The sequence below is a fragment of the Parashewanella sp. 2304DJ23-3 genome (assembly GCF_056591695.1).
Genome location: NZ_JBWQOH010000012.1, coordinates 1 through 21,188, shown reverse-complemented (window position 1 = coordinate 21,188; position 21,188 = coordinate 1). Strand labels below are relative to the sequence as shown.

General features: G+C 39.6%; 13 protein-coding genes. 8 read left to right on the top strand and 5 right to left on the bottom strand.

Annotation, left to right across the window (positions count from 1 at the left end; all coding sequences use genetic code 11):
* Positions 1 to 96 precede the first annotated feature (96 nt).
* Positions 97 to 1,701, top strand: a complete 1,605-nt coding sequence (locus AC1EU2_RS16805; RefSeq protein ID WP_480299423.1) for a hypothetical protein — start codon at positions 97 to 99, stop codon at positions 1,699 to 1,701.
* A gap of 21 nt (positions 1,702 to 1,722) precedes the next feature.
* The gene (gene glmU / locus AC1EU2_RS16800; protein WP_480299422.1) at positions 1,723 to 3,081 is read left to right on the top strand and encodes a bifunctional UDP-N-acetylglucosamine diphosphorylase/glucosamine-1-phosphate N-acetyltransferase GlmU; all 1,359 of its coding nucleotides are present in this window, start codon (positions 1,723 to 1,725) and stop codon (positions 3,079 to 3,081) included.
* Positions 3,082 to 3,115: 34 nt separating this feature from the next.
* Here glmU and AC1EU2_RS16795 read toward each other — a convergent pair whose 3' ends face one another.
* On the bottom strand, positions 3,116 to 8,563 hold the full coding sequence (locus AC1EU2_RS16795) for an ankyrin repeat domain-containing protein (RefSeq protein ID WP_480299421.1): 5,448 nt from the start codon (positions 8,561 to 8,563) through the stop codon (positions 3,116 to 3,118).
* Positions 8,564 to 8,743: 180 nt separating this feature from the next.
* Here AC1EU2_RS16795 and AC1EU2_RS16790 point away from each other — a divergent pair, with 180 nt between their 5' ends.
* The 4 genes from AC1EU2_RS16790 to AC1EU2_RS16775 all read left to right on the top strand — a co-directional run bounded on the left by AC1EU2_RS16790 (position 8,744) and on the right by AC1EU2_RS16775 (position 12,979).
* Positions 8,744 to 9,505, top strand: a complete 762-nt coding sequence (locus AC1EU2_RS16790) for a DeoR/GlpR family DNA-binding transcription regulator (protein WP_480299420.1) — start codon at positions 8,744 to 8,746, stop codon at positions 9,503 to 9,505.
* A 24-nt stretch (positions 9,506 to 9,529) separates the two neighbouring features.
* Entirely contained in the window at positions 9,530 to 11,359 is a 1,830-nt protein-coding gene (glmS, locus tag AC1EU2_RS16785; RefSeq protein ID WP_480299419.1) for a glutamine--fructose-6-phosphate transaminase (isomerizing), read from the top strand.
* Between the two features lie 376 nt (positions 11,360 to 11,735).
* Positions 11,736 to 11,948, top strand: coding sequence for a transcription antiterminator/RNA stability regulator CspE (gene cspE, locus AC1EU2_RS16780; protein ID WP_129945244.1), 213 nt, complete (start codon positions 11,736 to 11,738; stop codon positions 11,946 to 11,948).
* A 227-nt stretch (positions 11,949 to 12,175) separates the two neighbouring features.
* Positions 12,176 to 12,979, top strand: coding sequence for a hypothetical protein (locus AC1EU2_RS16775; RefSeq protein WP_480299418.1), 804 nt, complete (start codon positions 12,176 to 12,178; stop codon positions 12,977 to 12,979).
* 30 nt (positions 12,980 to 13,009) lie between these two features.
* Here AC1EU2_RS16775 and fghA read toward each other — a convergent pair whose 3' ends face one another.
* A complete protein-coding gene (gene fghA, locus AC1EU2_RS16770) occupies positions 13,010 to 13,849 on the bottom strand; it encodes an S-formylglutathione hydrolase (RefSeq protein ID WP_480299417.1) in 840 nt (279 codons plus the stop codon).
* Between the two features lie 2 nt (positions 13,850 to 13,851).
* Positions 13,852 to 15,003, bottom strand: a complete 1,152-nt coding sequence (locus AC1EU2_RS16765) for an S-(hydroxymethyl)glutathione dehydrogenase/class III alcohol dehydrogenase (protein ID WP_480299416.1) — start codon at positions 15,001 to 15,003, stop codon at positions 13,852 to 13,854.
* 149 nt (positions 15,004 to 15,152) lie between these two features.
* On the opposite strand from AC1EU2_RS16765, the gene AC1EU2_RS16760 reads away from it, so the two are divergent.
* On the top strand, positions 15,153 to 16,028 hold the full coding sequence (locus tag AC1EU2_RS16760) for a LysR substrate-binding domain-containing protein (protein WP_480299415.1): 876 nt from the start codon (positions 15,153 to 15,155) through the stop codon (positions 16,026 to 16,028).
* Positions 16,029 to 16,060: 32 nt separating this feature from the next.
* Here the strand turns inward: AC1EU2_RS16760 and AC1EU2_RS16755 are convergent, their stop codons facing one another.
* Both AC1EU2_RS16755 and AC1EU2_RS16750 read right to left on the bottom strand, forming a co-directional pair.
* Positions 16,061 to 16,573 carry a hypothetical protein gene (locus AC1EU2_RS16755; RefSeq protein WP_480299414.1) on the bottom strand — a complete coding sequence of 171 codons (513 nt, stop codon included), beginning with the start codon at positions 16,571 to 16,573 and terminating at the stop codon, positions 16,061 to 16,063.
* A gap of 247 nt (positions 16,574 to 16,820) precedes the next feature.
* Entirely contained in the window at positions 16,821 to 19,259 is a 2,439-nt protein-coding gene (locus AC1EU2_RS16750) for a TonB-dependent receptor (RefSeq protein ID WP_480299413.1), read from the bottom strand.
* 434 nt (positions 19,260 to 19,693) lie between these two features.
* On the opposite strand from AC1EU2_RS16750, the gene ccoG reads away from it, so the two are divergent.
* The gene (ccoG, locus tag AC1EU2_RS16745) at positions 19,694 to 21,121 is read left to right on the top strand and encodes a cytochrome c oxidase accessory protein CcoG (protein WP_480299412.1); all 1,428 of its coding nucleotides are present in this window, start codon (positions 19,694 to 19,696) and stop codon (positions 21,119 to 21,121) included.
* Positions 21,122 to 21,188 lie beyond the last annotated feature (67 nt).

Sequence of the window (21,188 nt, the reverse complement as noted above, 5' to 3'; positions counted from 1 at the left end):
AGTTAAAATAATAGGAAAGTCAGGAACGGCTTTCCTTTTTTATATCTGTATTGAATGCGGGACTTCATTCAAACGATGTTTGTTTGGAGTTCATGTATGTGTTTACCTGCATGCTATCAGCCTTATGATGGTTCATATCTTTACCCCTATTCAACAGGCGCTGAAACACACGTTTCTGAAACCTGTAAAACTGAAGTCAACAGGGTTGATGTAGATAGCCATAAACGTAATTTTCAAGCTTCAGTGCCTCTAGCACCAGCAGTGAACCCTCATCCTTCTATTGAAAAAACTAAAGAAGTTACCACTGAGTCGGCTCAGACCAATTTTGAAGAAGCTAAAAAAAATAGAGTTGATATTGCTCGAAAAAGCTTTTTGTTCAGAATGGTTGCTATCCCATTTGTTATGTTAGGCGTTGGCTTATCTATCGGCTCAATTGTTGCGAGCGGCGGTGCAGCGTTACCTATTGCTATTGGGGTTATTGTTGGAGCTGTTGCATTATTATTTGCAGCTGATTCAATAACCGCTTTAATTGATTGGCGTTTAAAAAATAAAAGCGAAACCAGTGAAGGCTTAGTTTTAGGTGCTGACTCTATCGGTAATATTGCTTTTTATTTAATGAAATCTTGTGGTATTGAAGATGAAACCGCATTTACTTGGGCTAGGAGAATATCTATTCCCAAACGAGTTATTTTAACCGTTGCCAATTTAACTTTTGGTGCACCAGGGGCAGGTTTAGATTTTGCGATTAACAATCCGAAAAAGTCGACCGAATTGATCGAAGAAGTAAATAGATTTAAAGATGAATGTTTAAAGCTTGAAAACAGTATTATCCAGCTAGAAAACGAGATTGAATCAAAACTAGAAGCTACGACCAAAGCCTTTGAAAAAAAAGTTGAAGCATGTAATTTTGATTTGAATGATGTACCGCTAGAGCCTGCAATCGAAGAGCTCGAAGAATGCAAACAGATACTTGAGAGTACAAAAGAATACTTATTGAAAGCACAAAGGCAATTAAAAAAAGCTGAAATCAATGTTGCTAAGAAGCGCTTCTGGGAAAAGCTTGCAACGAGTGCTTTACTCTTAGTTGGTGCATCAATGGCAGTGTTTGGTACCATTAGTTCTGGAGGTATCATTGGACCTTTAGCATTTTTAACAATAGGAATGTTGAGTATTTCTATCGCAGATACAGGCTGTGCTTTATTTCATTGGCAATCGATTAAATATGGTGGTGATGGTTTACCTTTTGCTGAAAATTCGTCAGCAAATGGTGCGTATGCAATCGCAAAAAATTTAGGATCAAATGACGATACCGCACGCACACGTGCACAAAGGTTTTCTAGCTTTATACATATTCCTTACCCCATTTTTCAGCTTTGGCCTCAAGCTCAATTACCTGATGATTACCAAGAAGCCAAAAAACAATTGGAAGATAAAAGAACTTTTTATAATCAGTTAGCAAAGGTGGAAAGTGAATACAGAAGTGAAATAAATAGTTTAAAACGGCTACGAGAAGATGTAGCACAAAAAGCAGAGTCTAATAAAGCCGTTGTTAATCCCGTTCGTTCTATTTCAATTGCTGATTCAAATCGAAGTGAATCGTTACCATTTGAAAGCAAAGAGCATGACTCAATAGAATTACCCCCCGCTTCACCAAAATCTTTTACGTGCCGATCTACTCCTATTCTTGTAAAATCCCTTTAGATTTTCAAAAAGGATATGATGATGGCGTTAAATGTCGTGATCTTAGCGGCGGGAAAAGGTACCCGAATGCGCTCAGATCTCCCTAAAGTTCTGCACCCTATTGCTCATAAAACGATGGTTGAGCATGTTATTGATACCGCCAAAAGCTTAGGAAGTGAGACCATTAATCTTGTTTACGGTTATGGTGGCGATAAATTGCAAGCTCGAGTACAAGATGAAGGGCTTAACTGGGTATTACAGGCAGAGCAGTTGGGAACAGGGCATGCCGTTGCTCAAGCCAATGATCATATTGCTGATGAAGACACGGTACTTGTGTTGTATGGTGATGTTCCTCTCATTCAAACGTCTACGCTTGAAACGTTACTTAATGCGAAGTCAGACAATGGATTAGCAATTTTAACCGTTAATTTGGTAGACCCTACTGGTTATGGCCGTATTGTGCGTGAAAGCGGTAAAGTAGTTGGTATTGTTGAACAAAAAGACGCTAATGCAGAGCAACTTTCTATTCAAGAAGTGAATACAGGCATTATGGCGCTGCCAGGTAAGCAACTGAAAAGTTGGCTGGGACAGCTTTCTTCAGATAATGCTCAAGGCGAATACTATTTAACAGATGTAATTGCTATGGCGTATCGTGACGGTGTTGAAATCACTACCGCTCAACCACAATCAGCGATTGAAGTTGAAGGCGCTAATAATCGAGTGCAACTGGCTCAACTAGAACGAGCATATCAAATTCGTGAAGCAGAAACATTGATGCTTGCAGGTGCAAATTTGCGTGACCCAAATCGTATTGATATTCGTGGTAATGTTGAAGTGGGTATGGATGTGATGATCGATGTGAATACGGTCTTTGAGGGTAATGTTAAGCTTGGTAATAACGTGGATATCGGAGCTGGGGCTATCATTATTAACAGTACTATTGCTGATAATGCGATAATTAAACCGTATTCAATCGTTGAAAATGCCATTGTTGGTGAAGATGCCAGTGCAGGCCCGTTTGCACGCTTACGTCCAGGAGCTGAATTAAAACAAGATGCGCATGTTGGCAACTTTGTTGAAATGAAAAAGTCCGTGTTGGGTAAAGGCTCCAAAGCAGGCCACCTCACTTATCTTGGTGATGCTAAGATTGGCGAAAAAGTAAATATCGGTGCGGGTACCATCACCTGTAATTACGATGGTGTGAACAAGTCGCTGACTCAAATTGATGATGGTGCATTTATTGGTTCAAATTCATCGCTGGTGGCGCCAGTTGAAATTGGTAAGATGGCCACTATTGGAGCTGGCTCAGTTGTAACCTCTAAAGTTGAAGATGAACAGCTGGCCGTTGCTCGTGGTAAGCAGCGAAATCTTAATGGCTGGAAGCGACCAGTAAAAAAATAGAGTTTCTGTAGATGAAGGCGATTACTCGCCTCCATCAAGTGGCTTGAACAGTAGCCATCTCTTCTGCACCTTCTTTATCAATTAATATAAATTCTTCGCTTCTTGATGGTTTCTTTATTTTCGATATTCGTTCGGCTAAATCTACTTTACCTTTTGTGCGAGCATATTCTTCAGGTGTTTGATTGTTACTGTTTAAGTGTTGCTCTCTTTCAGCCATAATAACTAATTCTAAAAGGTCTAATTCGTCGTTATCTATCATCCAATGAACCACTGTTTGCCCTTGGCTATTTTGCTTTAAAGTATCGACTCCCTGTGCAATAAGCCAAGATGCAAACTTTGGTTGTTTCCTACTCAAAGCAAGCATTAAATGTGTTAAGTCACCTTTTTCAAAATTATTGAGTAGGTCTTTATTGTGCTTTATTAAAATTTTAGCAATTTCAATATTGCCTTCATGAATGGCTAATGCGAAGGTTGTCCACCCCGAACCATCAGATGGTTTGGCAGCTTCAATATCGCCGTCAAACTTGCTTAATAGAGCTTCTAATTCTGCACGGCGATCTCGAAATGCAGCAGTTTGAAAAGCATTTTTATTGAGGTCATTCTCACAGCAATCGGGTTTAGCGCCTAATTCGAGTAAAGCGTTGACGGCTTTTAAATGTCCATTTTCTACAGCGCGATTTAAAGGCGTATAACCTTCATCATCTACAAACTCTAGGTTCACACCTGATTTTTTTAGTCTACTTAATAGAGAGCGAGAAGGGCGTTCATTTTTTGCGGCTATCTCATGCAGTTCTAATTCTTCGATATGATGTGCTGATGTTAACTTTCTTTTTAATATATGTTGCATTATGTGTAAGTGTTGATGTTCAGAAGCTTGTTGAAGTCTTGTGTAATCACTTTTTCCCCAATCCAATAGAGTTAATACATCCGTTTTTGCTTGTGTTGCTCCATGTTGGTAAAGTTTATCTACTAATTTATAGTCCTTGTTTTTAGCTGCATAATCGAGAGCAGTGAACTGAAATTCAGAATGTTCAGTAGAAGCGGTGTTGGATGCATTCAGTTCATCTTCTGTTGCTTGTGATATTAACCACATAGCAACGTCATTTTTCTGCTTATGTATAGCTATTTTTATTGGTGAATTTAAAGGGTTACTACAAGGTGCATTTACTGTTGCTCCATATTTTTTTAATACTTTGGCAACAGAAACTTGATTATTGTTGGCAGCAAGCCCCATGGGGGTATACCAATTATCTAAAAGTTGTGCGTTGATATCAAAAGAAGAATTTTTTTGTAGCTTTTTAATGAATAGCTCTACTACTTCTTCAGGTCCCCACATACAAGCAATTGCAAAAGAAGATCTTCCTTGATCATCTTTTATGGTGCTTAGGTCTGCTCCAGCTTCAATGAGTGCTTTTGCTGCATGAACGTTTGAAGCTTTGATTGCCGCTTGTAAGGGCGTATCCCCATTTGCATTTTTTAACTCCAAATCAACACCAGGTGCTTTAATCAGAGCTTCTACTGCATGGACGTTTGAAGCTTTTATTGCTGCTTGTAAGGGCGTATTCCCGCCAGCATTTTTTAAATTAACGTTAACACCTAGTACATCTGCGTGTTTGCTGATGAGACTTGCAGTATATGGATTATCGTATTCAATAAGTCTGTGCAGCTCCAACTCTTCAATTGTAAAATTGGGGTTAGGCTCACGATCAATGCATGCTTTAACGATTATCGCACATCGGTTCTCAGTAGCATTTTTTAATACATCATAATCATTTTGACCAAACCCTAATTTTTCAAAAATTTGAGTTTTACACTGTTTTCTGTCAGCTCCTGAAACGAGTAGTCTTTCAACGATTGGTAAGCTTTTTCTTTGTGCTGCAGTATCAAGTGCGGTATAGCCAATATATTTACCTTGGGAGCTTTTATGATCGAGTTTCCCTGTAGGCTCAAATGTCAAAGATATTATTTGTTCGGATGCACCTTCTCCTTCATCCTCCCCTTCAGGTTCAATAGCTTCTGTGTGATTGAATGCGAGTTGCTCAATAAGCCAGAGTGCTGTTTCTTCATGCTCATTAGCAATTGACAGTTTTAAAGGTGTGTTATGGTCACCAGCACATTCCATTTCAAGAGATGCTTGATGTTGACTCAATAGCTTTAATATAGGTAAGTGACCATGTCGGGCGGCAGTTGCAACCAAACCAAACCCATCATTATCAGCTTGCTCCTCAAGAGCTGATATTTGAGTGTCTTTTAAAACCTTTGTTAGTATTGGCTTAACGATTTCGTAGTTTCCTACCTCACATGCGAGCATTAAAGCGGTCTGACCTTTATTATTTATTACCGAATTTAGATCTGCATTAACCTTAATTAAGGCTAATGCAGCATTAAGGTTATTATTTTTAATGGCGGCTTGTAGGGGCGTATTACCTTCAGTATTTTTAAAATTAATATTAGGCTTCTGTTTGAGTGCTCTATTGATATCATGCGGCACAGTAGAGTTATCATATTCATTTGAAGCTAAACGGTGAAGCTCGAGTTCGGCTACCACACCACTTTCATCAGGTTTGCGTTCAATAATGACCTCTACAATATGGTAACACTGGTGAGTTGAAGCCCTTGTGAGTATATTAAAGTCATGTGTTCCCCACCCCAGTTTTTGTAAATTATCTCTTTTATATTTTGAATTATCGAGGTCAGCTTCTTTTGCTAAAAGTTCATTAAAAATATCGAATTGTTGTGTTTTAGCTGCAAAGTCTAAGCAGGTATATCCTTCCTCATCACCGCTTCTATGTTTATGTTCGTAATCTGTTGTTTGACCCATCATCCAGCGAGTCATTTCTTTTTGTTTAAAGTGAATGGATAGCTTAATCGGAGTATAAGAGGTTTGATTATTGCAATTTTCATGAACTGTTGCTCCTTGTTCATATAGAAACTTTACAAGTTTAAGGTTATTACATCGCACTGCTATTAACATTGGTGTGTGCCAAGTACCTTTTCTGGCAACATTTAAATTGAAACCGCCGGGTGCTTGCTTTAAATGAAAAATTAATATTTTGACTATTTCAATTTGCTCGAGTGAACAGGCCAAAATAAGAGAGTTTAAAGTATGATCACAAGTGCGTGTTGCTCCCTTACAGGTTATTTCTAGAATATCTGCACCTGCTTCTACGAGTGCTTTAGCTGCATTTATATTATTATTTTTAATGGCCATTTGCAGTGGTGTGAAACCATCAGCATTTTTGAAGTTTACATCCACTTTTCCTTCTTTAGTCAGCTGTTTAATTTGATGGCATGTTGCAGGGTTATTGAATGTTGCATGTGTGAGTCTATGTAACTCCAGTTCTTCAACTCTGCAGTTTTCTTGTGGCTGGCGCTTGATAATGAGTGCAATTATTTGTGGGCACTGATGTGCAGAGGCTTGTGTGAGTATGTCAAAATTGTGTTCTCCCCAGCCTAGTTTTTGTAGGTTTTCTCGTTCATGTTTCGAATTATCAAGTTGTGCGCCTTTTTCTAAAAGTTTATCAAAAATCTCGAATTGCTTTTTTGCCGCTGCACAATCTAAACAGGTGAAACCTTCATAGTTTTCATATTGATTCTTGTACTCATACTCTTTTGTTTGCTCTATCATCCATAAAGCCATTTCTTTATATTCATAATCGATAGCTAACATTATCGGAGTGAAAGTGGTTGCACTGGTACAAGGCTCGTGGATCTTTGCGTCATGTACATGCAAAAATTTTACTAACTCAAGATGGTTACCACGTACTGCTAATATCATTGGAGTTTGCCATGTTCCTTCTCTTGCTGAATTTATATCGAAACCGCCATTTTCTTTCAGGTGTTCAATGATAAGTTGAGCGAGCTCAGTACGTCCTAAATAACACGCTAGGCCTATGGTGTTTAACTCTATTTGTTTTCCATCCTTTAGCTCTTTGCAGGTTATTTCTTTTATATCAGCTCCATGCTTTATTAACTCTTTTGCTGCATGAATATTGTTATTTTTTATGGCCATTTGCAGCGGTGTAAAGCCTTCTGCATTTTTAAAATTCAAATCGACCTTATCGCTAATTAAACGGTCTATATCTTTACAAATACTTGAATTATTGTAATTACTTTGCACTAATCGATGAATTTCTATCTCTTCGACTCTGCTAGGGTTGAGTGGTACACGGCCTAATAGAAGTTTTAATATATGTGAACAATGATGCTCAGAAGCCTTTTTAACTTGATCAAAACTGTGTTCTCCTTCTCCCAGTTGTTGCCTAATTTTTGTTGTAAACTGTCCTGCTAATTCAGGGGTTTCGGCGATAAGTAAATCTAAGGTTGCGAGTTGTCCTAGCTTGGCGGCAAGTTCAAACGCTGAGCAGCCTTTATGCTTTCCATTTGTATCTTCGTGATCTAAGTTTTTTGAACGGCTGATAAGAAGAGAGATAACATCAGTTTTATTTTTTAAAATGGCATACTTTAATAAAGTTGATGTTTCTTTCATGCATAGTTGATCTACATTTGCACCGGCATTAATTAATAATTCTGCAGTAGTGGAATCATTATTGTTGATAGCCAAAATCAATACAGATTGTCCAAGCTTCAAAGAAGCCTTTTCAGGGGTGTCTACCTCTAATTTGAGCAGTTTCGTTAATGATTTGGTGTGACCGTGAGTAACAGCATAAACAAACGGAGTTAAGCCCTCTGAATTTTGTACTTGAGTGAAGTCACATCCTTGCTCTATTAAATAATCAATGATACCTAAAGCCTGTGAGCCAACAGTAGCGTGATAAAGAGGGATACTTTGCTCTGAATTTTCCGTGGCTATCACTAGCTGTTCTAATTCATCTTTAGTTTTGTCTCTTGTTAAGGCTTTAAATAACTCAAGTTCATTATTTTTTACTGCATAATGTAAAAGTTTGTTTTGAGCTTTCTTCGGTAACTTTTCAATACTTCCCGTGGAAATTAGTGGCTTTTTGATGCTCCTTTGTCCACCTTCTACAAATTTCAGCCAGTTATATCCAGAGTTTAAAGCTTGTTCTACTTGCTGAAAAAAATCAGGGGGTAAAGTTGATGATAGTTTTAAGCCCTCTTGAGTTGCAGGGGAAGTACGTTCCATTTCATTTTCTGCATCACCCTTAACTTCTTTTGTTGATGCATCTTCAGTAGAGCTCTGACTTAAACCAGAGTGAATACTAGAGGTTCCGCTGACTTCAAACCTTTCGCTAACAGGCTTTGATACTAACTCAAGATCAACAGTCTCTTTTGTAGAAGTGCTATCTGGTTTGTTTGCTCTTCTATGGAATTTTGTTTGTAGTTGTTGTGTATTCATTTTAGGAGGGGTAACACGCCAAACCTCACCATCTTGATGTATAGCAACAGTGCAGTGCTGAAGAGGGCCACTGTATTGTAATTCTGGTTCCTGCATCTTTAATAATTTATCAGCAATTTCCAATGCGTTACTGCTATTAGTACAAACTACTACGGAGTTACTCATGTTGTTTATTTATTGATAATTAAATGTTTTTTGTATGATATTTCTAAAGTTAAAATTTAAATAATGAAGATTTGTTAATCTTTTAGTCGTAGATGAATAAGTTTTAGTGCAAAAAACTCGCAATAAGTTTCGTTTTATATATACTTTAACTTTCGTTTCGTAAGATATTAAGTTTCGTTAGTGAATAGACGTAATACCCAACAGCGCCGTCATGCGATTGTGACTTTGATCAATGAGCAAGGTGAAGTGCAGGTTGATGCCCTTTCAGCTCAATTTGAAACATCAGAAGTTACGATTCGTAAGGATTTAGCAGAGCTTGAAAAAAACGGTTTATTGTTACGTCGCTATGGTGGTGCGATAGCGCTGCCTTCCGAGCTAACGAAAACAGAAACGCCTTCGCAACTCAAACAAGCGATTGCCGATAAAGCGGCGAGCTTGATCCGAGATCATAACCGCATCATCATCGACAGTGGCAGTACCACCAAAGGTATGATCTCAAGCTTGGGTAACAAAACGGGATTAATTGTCATGACTAATTCGTTGAAGCTCGCAAGTGCGATTCATGAGTTAGAGAATGAACCAACATTATTGATGACCGGTGGAACGTGGGATCCGCATTCAGGCTCCTTCCAAGGGCAAGTGGCTGAGCAAGTATTGCGTTCTTACGATTTTGATCAGCTTTTTATTGGCGCAGATGGCGTCGATCTTCAACGTGGCACCACCACCTTTAATGAACTCACTGGCCTCAGTAAAGTTATGGCAGATGTTTCGCGACAAGTGGTTGTGGTGATGGAGTCTGAAAAATTCGGCCGTCGAATCCCAAACTTAGAGTTGAACTGGGACACCATTGATATTTTGGTGACCGATGACAATATCGCTGCGGATGCTGTGGAACAAATACAACAACAGGGGGTGCAGGTTTTAACTGCATCGCTTGACTAAATTTTGAATTATTAGGAAAAGATTATGTGTGGAATTGTTGGTGCAGTAGCACAACGTGATGTTGCGGACATTTTGGTGGAAGGACTTCGCCGCCTTGAATACCGTGGTTATGACTCTGCGGGTGTCGCAATTATTGACGGTGAAAACCTTGGGCGTACTCGCCGTTTAGGTAAAGTACAAGAGTTGTCTGACGCATTAACTGAAACGCCACTGGCTGGTGGTACTGGTATTGCGCATACTCGCTGGGCAACCCATGGTGAGCCAAGTGAGCGTAATGCTCATCCACATATTTCTCAAGATGATATTGCTGTGGTCCATAACGGTATTATCGAAAATCACAATGAGTTGCGTAGCATGCTTAAAGCACATGGCTATGAATTCCTATCGGATACTGATACTGAGGTGATTTGTCATTTGGTTCATCATGAACTTAAATCACAAGACTCTCTATTGGCTGCTGTGCAGTCAGCTGTAAAACAGTTGGATGGTGCTTATGGCACGGTTGTGATCGATCGTCGTGATAGCACTCGCATGATTGTAGCGCGTTCTGGTAGTCCATTAGTTGTGGGTTATGGTATTGGTGAAAACTTCGTTGCCTCTGATCAACTTGCCTTGCTACCAGTGACTCGTACTTTTGCTTTCTTAGAAGAAGGTGATGTTGCAGAGATCACTCGAACTGAAGTGAATATTGTTGATGTCAACGGTAATGCTGTAGAGCGTGAAGCCAAAGAGTCTGAAGTGACGCACGATGCAGGTGATAAAGGTGAGTATCGCCATTACATGCTTAAAGAAATTTACGAGCAACCACAGGCTTTAGCTCGCACTATCGAAGGTCGCATCGCAAACCAAGAAGTGTTGGCATCGGCATTTGGTGATAACGCTGAAGTACTGTTAAAAGACATTAAGCACGTGCAAATTATTGCTTGTGGTACCAGTTACCATGCTGGTATGGCGGCACGCTACTGGTTAGAAGATTGGGCTGGCGTTTCGTGTAATGTCGAAATTGCCTCTGAGTTCCGCTACCGTAAATCGCACATGTTCCCGAACAGCCTGCTGGTGACCATTTCACAGTCTGGTGAAACGGCGGATACGCTAGCAGCACTGCGTCTGGCGAAAGAAATGGGCTACAAGGCAACGATGACGATATGTAATGCGCCGGGTTCGTCTATGGTGCGTGAATCTGACATGGCTTACATGATGAAAGCCGGCGCTGAAATTGGCGTAGCATCAACCAAAGCATTCACTGTACAGCTAGCTGGGCTAATGATGTTGACGGCTGTATTGGGTAAGCACAATACAATGTCAGCGGAGATGCAAGCGCAGATCAGTCAAAGCTTATTGTCATTACCTGCTAAAGTTGAGCAAGCCCTAAGTCTCGATAATGATATTGCATCACTAGCAGAAGACTTTGCCGATAAGCAGCATTCTTTGTTCTTAGGTCGTGGCGATCAGTATCCGATTGCAATGGAAGGGGCGTTGAAGTTAAAAGAGATTTCTTACATTCACGCTGAAGCGTATGCGTCTGGTGAGCTAAAACATGGTCCACTTGCGCTGATTGATGCAGATATGCCCGTTATTGTCGTGGCTCCAAACAACGAGTTGCTAGAAAAGCTGCATTCAAACGTTGAAGAAGTGCGTGCTCGTGGTGGTCTGATGTATGTGTTTGCCGATAAAAATGCCAAATTTGAGTCAGATGACACCATGAAAGTGATCCCTGTACCGCATTGTGATGACTTCATGGCACCCTTGATTTACACAATCCCTCTGCAATTATTGTCATATCATGTGGCGTTAATTAAAGGTACGGATGTGGATCAGCCTCGTAATTTAGCAAAATCGGTTACAGTCGAATAATATTTTTATACGAAAAACTAGACAATAAAAATGGGTTATGAGCCCCAGCTTTTTATGCAATTGATTGATTTTTAATGTTTAGTGATAGTTCAGTGCTGGTGAGTAAAGCATTTGTCGCTTTATGACAACCATCAGCGCTGAACAAAAAAGTACCAAAAAAGCTTTACTAAATTTTTTTCCTCTGTATTATTTCCCTCGCTCTGTTATGCAGGGTTATTAATGAGTAATGAGTAAAAAAGTAAAACTGTAGAATTTCTTCGTTTCGTTGTTATCCTCTATTTTTCTTATCTTTATCGTCGCATTAAATAATTCAATTTTTCAGTGCATCGTATCATTACGATAATTTTATTAATTTTTTAAATATAAGGGACACAACATGTCTACTAACACAACTGGTACAGTAAAATGGTTCAACGAAGATAAAGGTTTCGGTTTTATCTCTCAAGACAATGGCGGCGCTGACGTATTCGTTCATTTCCGTGCTATTGCTTCAGAAGGTTTCAAAACTTTAGCTGAAGGCCAAAAAGTTTCTTTCGACGTTGAGCAAGGTCCTAAAGGTCCTCAAGCTGCAAACGTAGTTGCTCTTTAAGTAGCAACGTTGACGTAAATGGTGTTAACACCATTTACGTCATGCTTTACTCTTCCCTTCAAATATTTTCCATAATTCTTTCTTTTTCGCTAATAGCGTTTAATAAAATTTCTATAGATTAATCAATCCCAGCTCAATTAATTACCCTTTTAGGTGTATTCAAAGAGTTCTTCTGTTATATGTTGTTCATTGTTTTCAGTAACGCTTTACCCTAATACCAGTAGAGTTTGTTTTTTGTTTACGATAAAATTGTTAAAAAAATGTTTAAAAACAAACTTATGCCTACATATAAAAAATTCTTTTTTATCTTCATTCTTTTTTTAACGGGATGTTTCGAAAGCGAACACGTTAAACTAGAAAAGCAGCATATGGGTGAGTATACCCTCGCATTCGAAAAGGTAATCAAAGAACATATTAATTTAGTTGTTCAAACAAGGGATTCTGAAAAGATATTGAATCGACACTTGTTAACGCTGGAAGAGCTAGAAAGGCTTGAACAGGGTTATGCTCAATATGTAAATGAATTACAGTTGCAAGGTTATATCACCGTAATGGATACCGCAATTGGTGGATTACTTGTCAGACATACTCAAATTTTAGAATTGGGTAACCCAATTTGGGATCAAAATCAAAACAAACTCCACAAAATTCGGGAAATCGAATATTTTGAAAAACATCAATCTTTACTCAGCCAGTTATATGGACTGTTAACAGAGTATGATGATCTTCTATTAGAACATCATGAAAAAGTCAGAGTGAAGTTAGTAAACTCTGCGCTGACGAAAGGCCAAAGAGAGGCTTTATGGCCATCGATCAGTTATCGAATCGCAGACTATAAAAGAACAGTAAAGCCCATGATTCAATTTATGAAAAAGCGGGTTGAAGCAGAGGTGCAAATGGCTGATTTTCTGTTTGAGAATAAAGATAAATATTTTGTCGATGAAAACATGAAAATTATGTTTACTGATCGTTCTGCGTTATCGAGTTTTCAATATTTATTGCGATCGATTGAAATGAATTACAAACTATAAAAAAAGCACCGAGAGGTGCTTTTTTAGTATTTATCTTGCTAAAAACTGAGAATGAAACTTCAGGTGATCATCAATAAAACTCGAGATAAAGAAGTAGCTGTGGTCATAGCCACTCTGCATTCTGAGCTTTATGTTCGAATCATGAGTTTTAGCCGCTATTATCAGGTTTTCTGGTTTTAACTGTTCATTCAAAAAGCTATCTGCATCACCTTGGTCGATTAAAATTGGCAATGATGATTGAGACTGCATCAGTAATTCACAAGCATCATATTGCTTCCAAACATTTTTATCGCTGCCTAAATACGCATTGAATGCTTTATGTCCCCAAGGGCATTGGGTTGGGTTCGATATCGGACTAAATGCAGATATTGAACGGTAACGTTCAGCATTCTTTAGACCAATAGTTAATGCCCCGTGTCCGCCCATGCTGTGACCACTTATGGATTTAACTTGAGTCACAGGAAAGTGAGCTTCAATCAATTGTGGTAATTCATCTACGATGTAATCGTACATTCGATAATGCGCTGCCCAAGGCGCCTGCGTGGCATTTACATAAAACCCTGCTCCTTGACCTAAATCGTAATTATCATCATCAGCTACAGCTTCTCCACGAGGGCTGGTATCTGGTGCAACAATGGCGATACCAAGTTCTGCTGCCGCTTTTAAGGCGCCAGCTTTTTGCATGAAGTTTTCATCGGTGCAAGTTAAGCCTGATAACCAATACAACACGGGTACCGGGTTTTCATCACTGGCATTCGGTGGCAAAAATATCGCAAAACGCATGTTGCAGTTTAATGCTGATGAAGTATGTGTATATTGTTTATGCCAGCCTTCAGCCACTTTAACTTGATTGATATTTTCTAAAGTCATGGTTAATCCTTGTCCATATGGATCACGCTGCGAATGCTCTTGCCTTCATGCATCAAATCAAAGGCATGGTTAACGTCATCGAGGCTCATTGTGTGAGTAATAAATTCTTGTAGCCCAAATTCACCTGCAAGATATTGCTCAACGATTTGAGGCAATTGCGAGCGACCTTTTACGCCGCCAAACGCTGAACCTTTCCACACACGGCCAGTTACTAATTGGAACGGACGTGTGGTGATCTCTTGTCCTGCACCAGCAACACCAATAATGACGGATTCGCCCCAACCTTTGTGACAACATTCTAGTGCCTGACGCATCACGTTGACGTTACCAATACACTCAAAGGAATAATCTACGCCACCATCGGTCATTTCTACAATCACTTCTTGGATTGGCTTATCAAATTCAGTTGGGTTAATGACGTCGGTTGCACCCAATTGTTTCGCTAGATCAAATTTACTGTCATTGATATCAATACCAATGATACGGCTTGCGCCTGCCATAGTTGCGCCAATAATAGCCGAAAGCCCAATACCGCCTAAGCCGAAAATAGCAACGGTATCACCTTGTTCAACTTTGGCGGTATTAAGTACAGCACCCATGCCTGTGGTAACGCCACAACCTAGTAAGCAAATTTCTTCTAACGGTGCCGTTTTATTTACCTTGGCTAATGATATTTCAGGCAGTACGGTGTATTCAGAAAACGTTGAGCAACCCATGTAATGATAAATCGGTTGACCATCTTTAGAGAAGCGAGTGGTACCATCAGGCATCAAGCCCTTACCTTGGGTTTCACGTACTGCTTGGCAAAGGTTGGTTTTGCCTGACGTACAAAATTTACATTTACCGCATTCAGCGGTGTAAAGTGGAATAACGTGGTCGCCGATGGCAACAGAAGTGACACCTTCACCCACCATTTCAACAATACCGCCACCTTCGTGCCCAAGAATCGATGGGAAAATACCTTCAGGATCTTCACCCGACAAAGTGAATGCATCAGTGTGGCACACACCTGTTGCGACGATTCTTACTAATACTTCGCCAGCCTTAGGCAGTTCGACATCCACTTCTTCCATTTTTAGTGGTTCGCCTGCAGCCCAAGCAACGGCAGCTTTTGATTTAATTGAGGTTTGGTTGGGTTTAATGTTTAACGCCATGGAGTACTCCTACATCAGCCTAAGGCTGTACATCAGTTCGACATACATGAAGTCTAACTTTTATCATTATTTTTATAATCACCCTTTATTGAAAATGATTCTTTCATATATGTAATAATTGAGAGCAAATCACCATGAGAGAGAAGTACATGGCCATTTGGGAAGGTGTGAATGAGTTCGCTTGCGTCGCTGAGACACAAAGTTTTACATTAGCCGCAGAGAGATTAGGCGTCTCAGTAGTAAAAGTCAGCCGTAAAGTTGCCATACTTGAAGCGGCGTTGTCGGTTAAGTTACTGCATAGAACCACCAGAAAAGTCTCGCTGACGGATGCGGGTAAACTGTATTATCAGAATTGTAAGCCGCTCATCGAGGGGTTGGAGCAAGCCGAGTTAGCCGTTACTGATATGCAACAACAAGCGAAAGGCTTGATTCGTGTCACCGCTCCAACGACATATGGTGAGCGATTTATTGGTCCGATAATCAATGATTTCTTATTGCTGCACCCCCAATTGGATGTTGAACTTGTCCTCACCAATCGCCAATTAGATTTGATTGACCAGAATATGGATGTGGCAATTCGTCTTGGTAAACTCAGTGATTCTTCAATGATAGCTAAGCGGCTTTCTAGTCGTCAGCTCTATGTTTGCGCTCATCCTGAATACATCACAAAGCACGGTGAGCCGCATACACTTTCTGAGCTTAATCAGCATCAATGCTTGGCTGGAACGCTTTCCCATTGGCGCTTTAATGAAAACGGAAAATCGAGAACCATTCAAATTAAAGGCAGATTGAGCTGTAACTCTGGTCAAGTACTCTATGACAGTGCCATTAAAGGGCTAGGCTTGGTGCAGCTGCCAGGTTATTACGTTCAGCAAGCATTAGAGCAAGGCAATCTGGTCGAAGTACTGAAGCGATATCGTGAATCAACAGAAGGCATATGGGCGCTTTATCCACATAATCGTCAGCTGTCTTACAAAGTGAAACTGTTTATTGAGTTTTTGGAAGGCAATATCGATAGGTACTGATTATTTAAGTACCTACCGATTTTAAGGCTCAGTTAAAGCATTTCGATGGTTACCACATTGGTAACACCTGCTTGAAGTATTAATTCGCCTGTAGTGTAAAAGTCACCTTTTGAAGCTCTTGCTTTTAGATAATAGCGGCCACTATTTAGCATTTGAGGTTTTTGATAACTGAACATTCTAAAGGGTTTATCGACTAACCAATTATTATTCTCGGAAATAGGATATAAGTACTGATTCGCTTCAATTTCCGCACCACTGTCTTGATGAAGTGGTATGAATCTAATCATTGTTAATCCCCTTGGGTTTTGTTCAGCCTTGATACTGCGAATAACCCCCAAGTCCCTATTCATTCGAGTGGCCTTTGAAATAGAAAAACTCTCTTTCTTTGTTGAGTACTGATTTCTAGTTGATCCTGATACCGTTACTGGAACATTACCATTACTGACACCGGCTATATCAGAAACGGAATCAGCAATTCGTCTAATGTCAGTACTTTTACAAGCTGTTAGGCTAACTATAGCGGCGCAAATGAGGAGTTTTTTCATATGACTATATCCATTAGTGTTATGATTTTTATATAGGCAAATATACATCCTAACTATTTGCAATCTAATAAAATAAGCTACCAATGAGTTTTTTTATAGTCAATGTGTCAGTTGAATTTTTGCTCTAATTTGTGGCAGTAAATGCTTACAGCCTAATAACCATAAAAAGCAGAGCTAATAAGTTAAATGTTTGAAGTGATAAAAGATAAAGCCTCCATGCGGAGGCTTTATTGATAGTTACATTATCTTAAAGTTGATAAGTTAACGTTAACTTGGCATTGCGCTCTTCACCCGGTAATCCACCTAGGAACAAAGCTTTTTGATAGTAATCTTTATTGAACAAGTTATTGATGTTCAATTGAATGGATACATCATTCCATTGATAGCTTACTGCACTGTTCACAACGGTGTAGCTTGGTACATAACCATCTGGTACACCAAATGATGATGAACCTGCCGTGCGCTTATCAACAAAGTGAGCACCTAAACTTAGCTTTAATGGCTCATCCAACTTAAACCATTCGGCGCTATAAGTAACCCAAGCACTTGCCGTCACTAACGGAACACCCTTTTGACGAGTATCGTAAGTGCTACGATTAGGATCTTTTTTGTCTCGTGCATCTTGGTACATGCCGTTGACATTGATCATCCATTGCTCGTTTAGCTGCGCATTTAAATCCAATTCAACACCTTGCGTTTCTTCTTTACCATCATAGTAAAACTCAGGCACGTCAGGGTTTAATTGGTCATCATATTCAGGGTTGCCGTAGCGCAAGTTTGTTCGAGCACTTTTAAAGAAAACGAGTGAAGCCAGTAATTGATCATCAAAACCTTTGACTCTGAAACCTAAGTCGTTACTGATTGATTCTGAATCTTCACGATTTGCTTCCGCTTCATCTACCACTGAGCCTAAGACACTGTAGGCGGTTCGCCCTTTAGAGTGGTTAGCAAAGATAGATAAATTATCCATTGGTGAATAAGTCACGCCTAAATTATAAGTGACGCCATTATCTTTATTGTCTGCCTCTGATGTAGGTTCTGCACGGCTTGAACTGTATCTTGGGTCAACACCTAGATGCTGGTAGGTTTGTTTAATTTCATTAAACGCAACACCAACACGAGTGGTGAAGTGATCGCCCCAATAACCTACATGCTGAACACCGATGCCCCATGCTTGCACACCTTTGTCATAGTTAGAGGTAAGCAGTGGATCATAATCTTCAAATTTACCGTCATTAAAATTAGGGTTACGGATATCGTAGATATAATCCAACTGTCCTTGATAAATGACGTCACCCGTTGTTTTATCTTTGATGATTTTATCTTTATCGTAAATGGAATATTGTTGAGAGCGAATACTTCTATCTTCGAAGTTGGCGTTAACCAGTAATTCGTTATTGTATTCACCCAGTTGGAAGTCATAACGTAAATCAGCAAAGTACTGCCATGATTTTTCATCAGCATTTACTTGGCGGTACTCTTGGCGACGAGCTGAAAACGGGTATAGAACGCCATCTTCTAATAATGGTGCTCGTGGGTCTGCATTAATTACACCGCTTCTATCCCAATAAACATAATTATAGGCACCGGTTTGACGAGTAAAGTCAGTCTTATAATTACGATATTGTAATTGCTGGTTTAAGAATAAGTTGTCACTGAAGAATACATTGTGGTGCACTTTAAAACGCAGTTCTTTACCAGAGTTATCTTTCGAAAGCGGAGAGATTAAACCAGTATCACCCAAATCGTATGGAGTTACACCGTCACCTTTTCTCAATGAGTTCGCTAATTGCTTGCGCTGCTCATCAGTGAGTTGAAGACCATTACCATTTGGATCGTTAACCAGGTCTTCCCATGTGACATCTTCAGGGGCTTTTCCGCCAACTGATGCTGAATTAAAAATACGAATAGGGTTACCGATAGAATCTACGGCAATAGCATCATCAATATAAGCGGCTGTGAATAAGATGTCTTGGTTATCACTGATAAGGTATTTGAGTGAAGTATAGATTTCATCTCGATCAGTACCTAAACCTCGATAACCGTCACTGCGAGCTGACTTAGCTACTACACGGTAAGCCAATTTGTCAGTGATTGCTGCCGTCGAGTCTGCACTTATGCTGTAGGTATCCCAAGCGCCAATTTCAGAGGTAAACGAATGGCTTGAAATAAACTCAGGCTTTTTCTCAATTAAGTTGATCACACCACCGGCACTGCCCATACCATAAAGACCCGTTGCAGGACCTTTCAACACTTCAACTGAATCAACATTAGTCAAAGAACGTGTTGGGTTGAACGAGTTACCAAGTCCTGCGCCACCGTACATACCATCATACGTATAGTTGGCACCTAATCCGCGAATCGCAACATTGTCACCGATACCATAATTGTTACCTGCTTGAGTTACACCACTGATGTCAATCAATAGGTCTTGTAGGTCAGTGATCCCTTGAGCCTCAATCAATGCTTTATCAACGATGACAACAGCCGCAGGAGTCTCCATCAAAGACATGTTTGATTTCGTCGCCAAACCTGACTCCATCACGATTTTGTTTTGACGACCATAAACAGTTACACGCTCAATATTTTGCTGTGCTTGTTCTGATGAAATTTCATCAGCAATAGCAGGGAAATAAGCAAGTGAACTGCAAGCTAAAGCAAGTGCAGACAAACGGAAAGGTAACATCTCAATTATACCAATGAAAAAGTTTTGCGAATGATAAGGATTGGCATTTAGATTTTCAAGGTTGACGTGTCATAAATTTAAAATGTGTGATTGAGTGCGCAAATTGATAATTGTGATGTGTGATCCGGGTAAAATGTGATCGTTGTAAAATTAAATAAGTGGAAAGAATTATATCCACACTTGTTAATAAGGTGTAAGACACAGTGTTAAGTTTACGTTCCATTTATATTAGTCAAGGCTAATCTATAACGGATAAATGGATTTGAATCACAAAAAGTACGGATAAGTCTCAATGACACAATGACAATTGTATAATTAACTATTGTGAGTAAAGTTTGATCTACGTGGGTGAATGCCCCTAATTTTTAAAGGTATAATGGAGATCTCTAAGAACTATCCCCTGCTTTACTCGGGCAGGATTAGGTTATAACACTATGAGTTTAGGAACGCATAAAAAGGATTACACCAAAGGCGAACGCATTAAAATTCATCAGCCAGATGCACATAAAGCTGATAAGTTTAGTCCAAGTAACCAAATTTATGTTCGAGCCGTTGAAGGGCTATGGACTAATGTTCGTCGTCGCATGGGTTGGATTGCAATGCTGGCCTTCATGCTACTGCCATGGATACCATGGGGTGATCGCCAAGCGGTTTACTTCAATTTAGCTGAGCAGAAGTTTCATATTTTTGCACTGACCATTTGGCCACAAGATTTGACCTTGCTAGCAGCATTATTAATGATTGCTGCGTTTGGCTTGTTTTTTGTCACAACCTATCTTGGAAGGGTATGGTGTGGCTATACTTGTCCTCAAACGGTCTGGACCTTCATCTTTATATGGTTTGAAGAAAAATTAGAAGGTTCACGCAATAAGCGTATTAAACTCGATAAAATGCCATGGAGCTTTAATAAGCTGTGGCGTAAAACAGCGAAACACACAGCTTGGTTATCATTTTCTTTGCTGACGTCTATGACTTTTATGTCGTATTTCGTGCCGACAACAGACATCTATTATGAAGTCTTTACCTTACAAGCTTCTGGACTGATCTATTTTTGGGTCTTGTTCTTTATGTTTGCTACCTACGGTAACGCAGGTTGGATGCGTGAGATTATGTGTATTCACATGTGTCCATATGCGCGGTTCCAATCAGCGATGTTTGATAAGAACACTTATATAGTAGGCTATGATGCAACGCGCGGAGAATCACGCGGTCCTCGGTCACGCAAAGCTGATCCAAAAAAATTAGGGTTAGGCGACTGTATTGACTGTGATTTATGTGTTCAAGTTTGTCCTACAGGTATCGATATCCGTAATGGTCTGCAATATGAATGTATCAACTGTGGTGCTTGTATTGATGCTTGTGATACCACAATGGATAGAATGGGATATGAAAAAGGTTTAATCAGTTACACAACTGAAAACAAACTAGAAGGCAAAATTGAGCGTGTAGCCCGTCCTAAACTGATCGGATATGGTTTAGTCATGGTAGCTATGATAGGTGTGTTCTTGCTGGCCTTTGATCATATTAAACCTATTCGAATTGACATTTTACGGGATAGAAACCAGCTTTATCGTGAGAACGTCGATGGTTTGATTGAGAATACTTTTACTTTAAAGATATTAAATAAGACTGAAGAGCAACACACTTATACATTAAGTGCTGCTGAGCTTGAGGATTATCAATGGATTGGTCCAAAGACGGTCACTGTTGAATCAGGTCAGGTATTTACACTTCCTATTAGTATTGCTATTGATCCAGCAGACCTACACAGAACGGTCACTGATTTTAATATTGAAGTGACGACTAAAGTAGATGGTGAAAAAGTACATGTTCAGCAAGAAACACGTTTCTTCGCACCATAAGCTTTACTATATAGAAAAGAGTAAAACCGCAGGTTTTATGTAATTGAAGTACAAAAAAGGGCCTTTC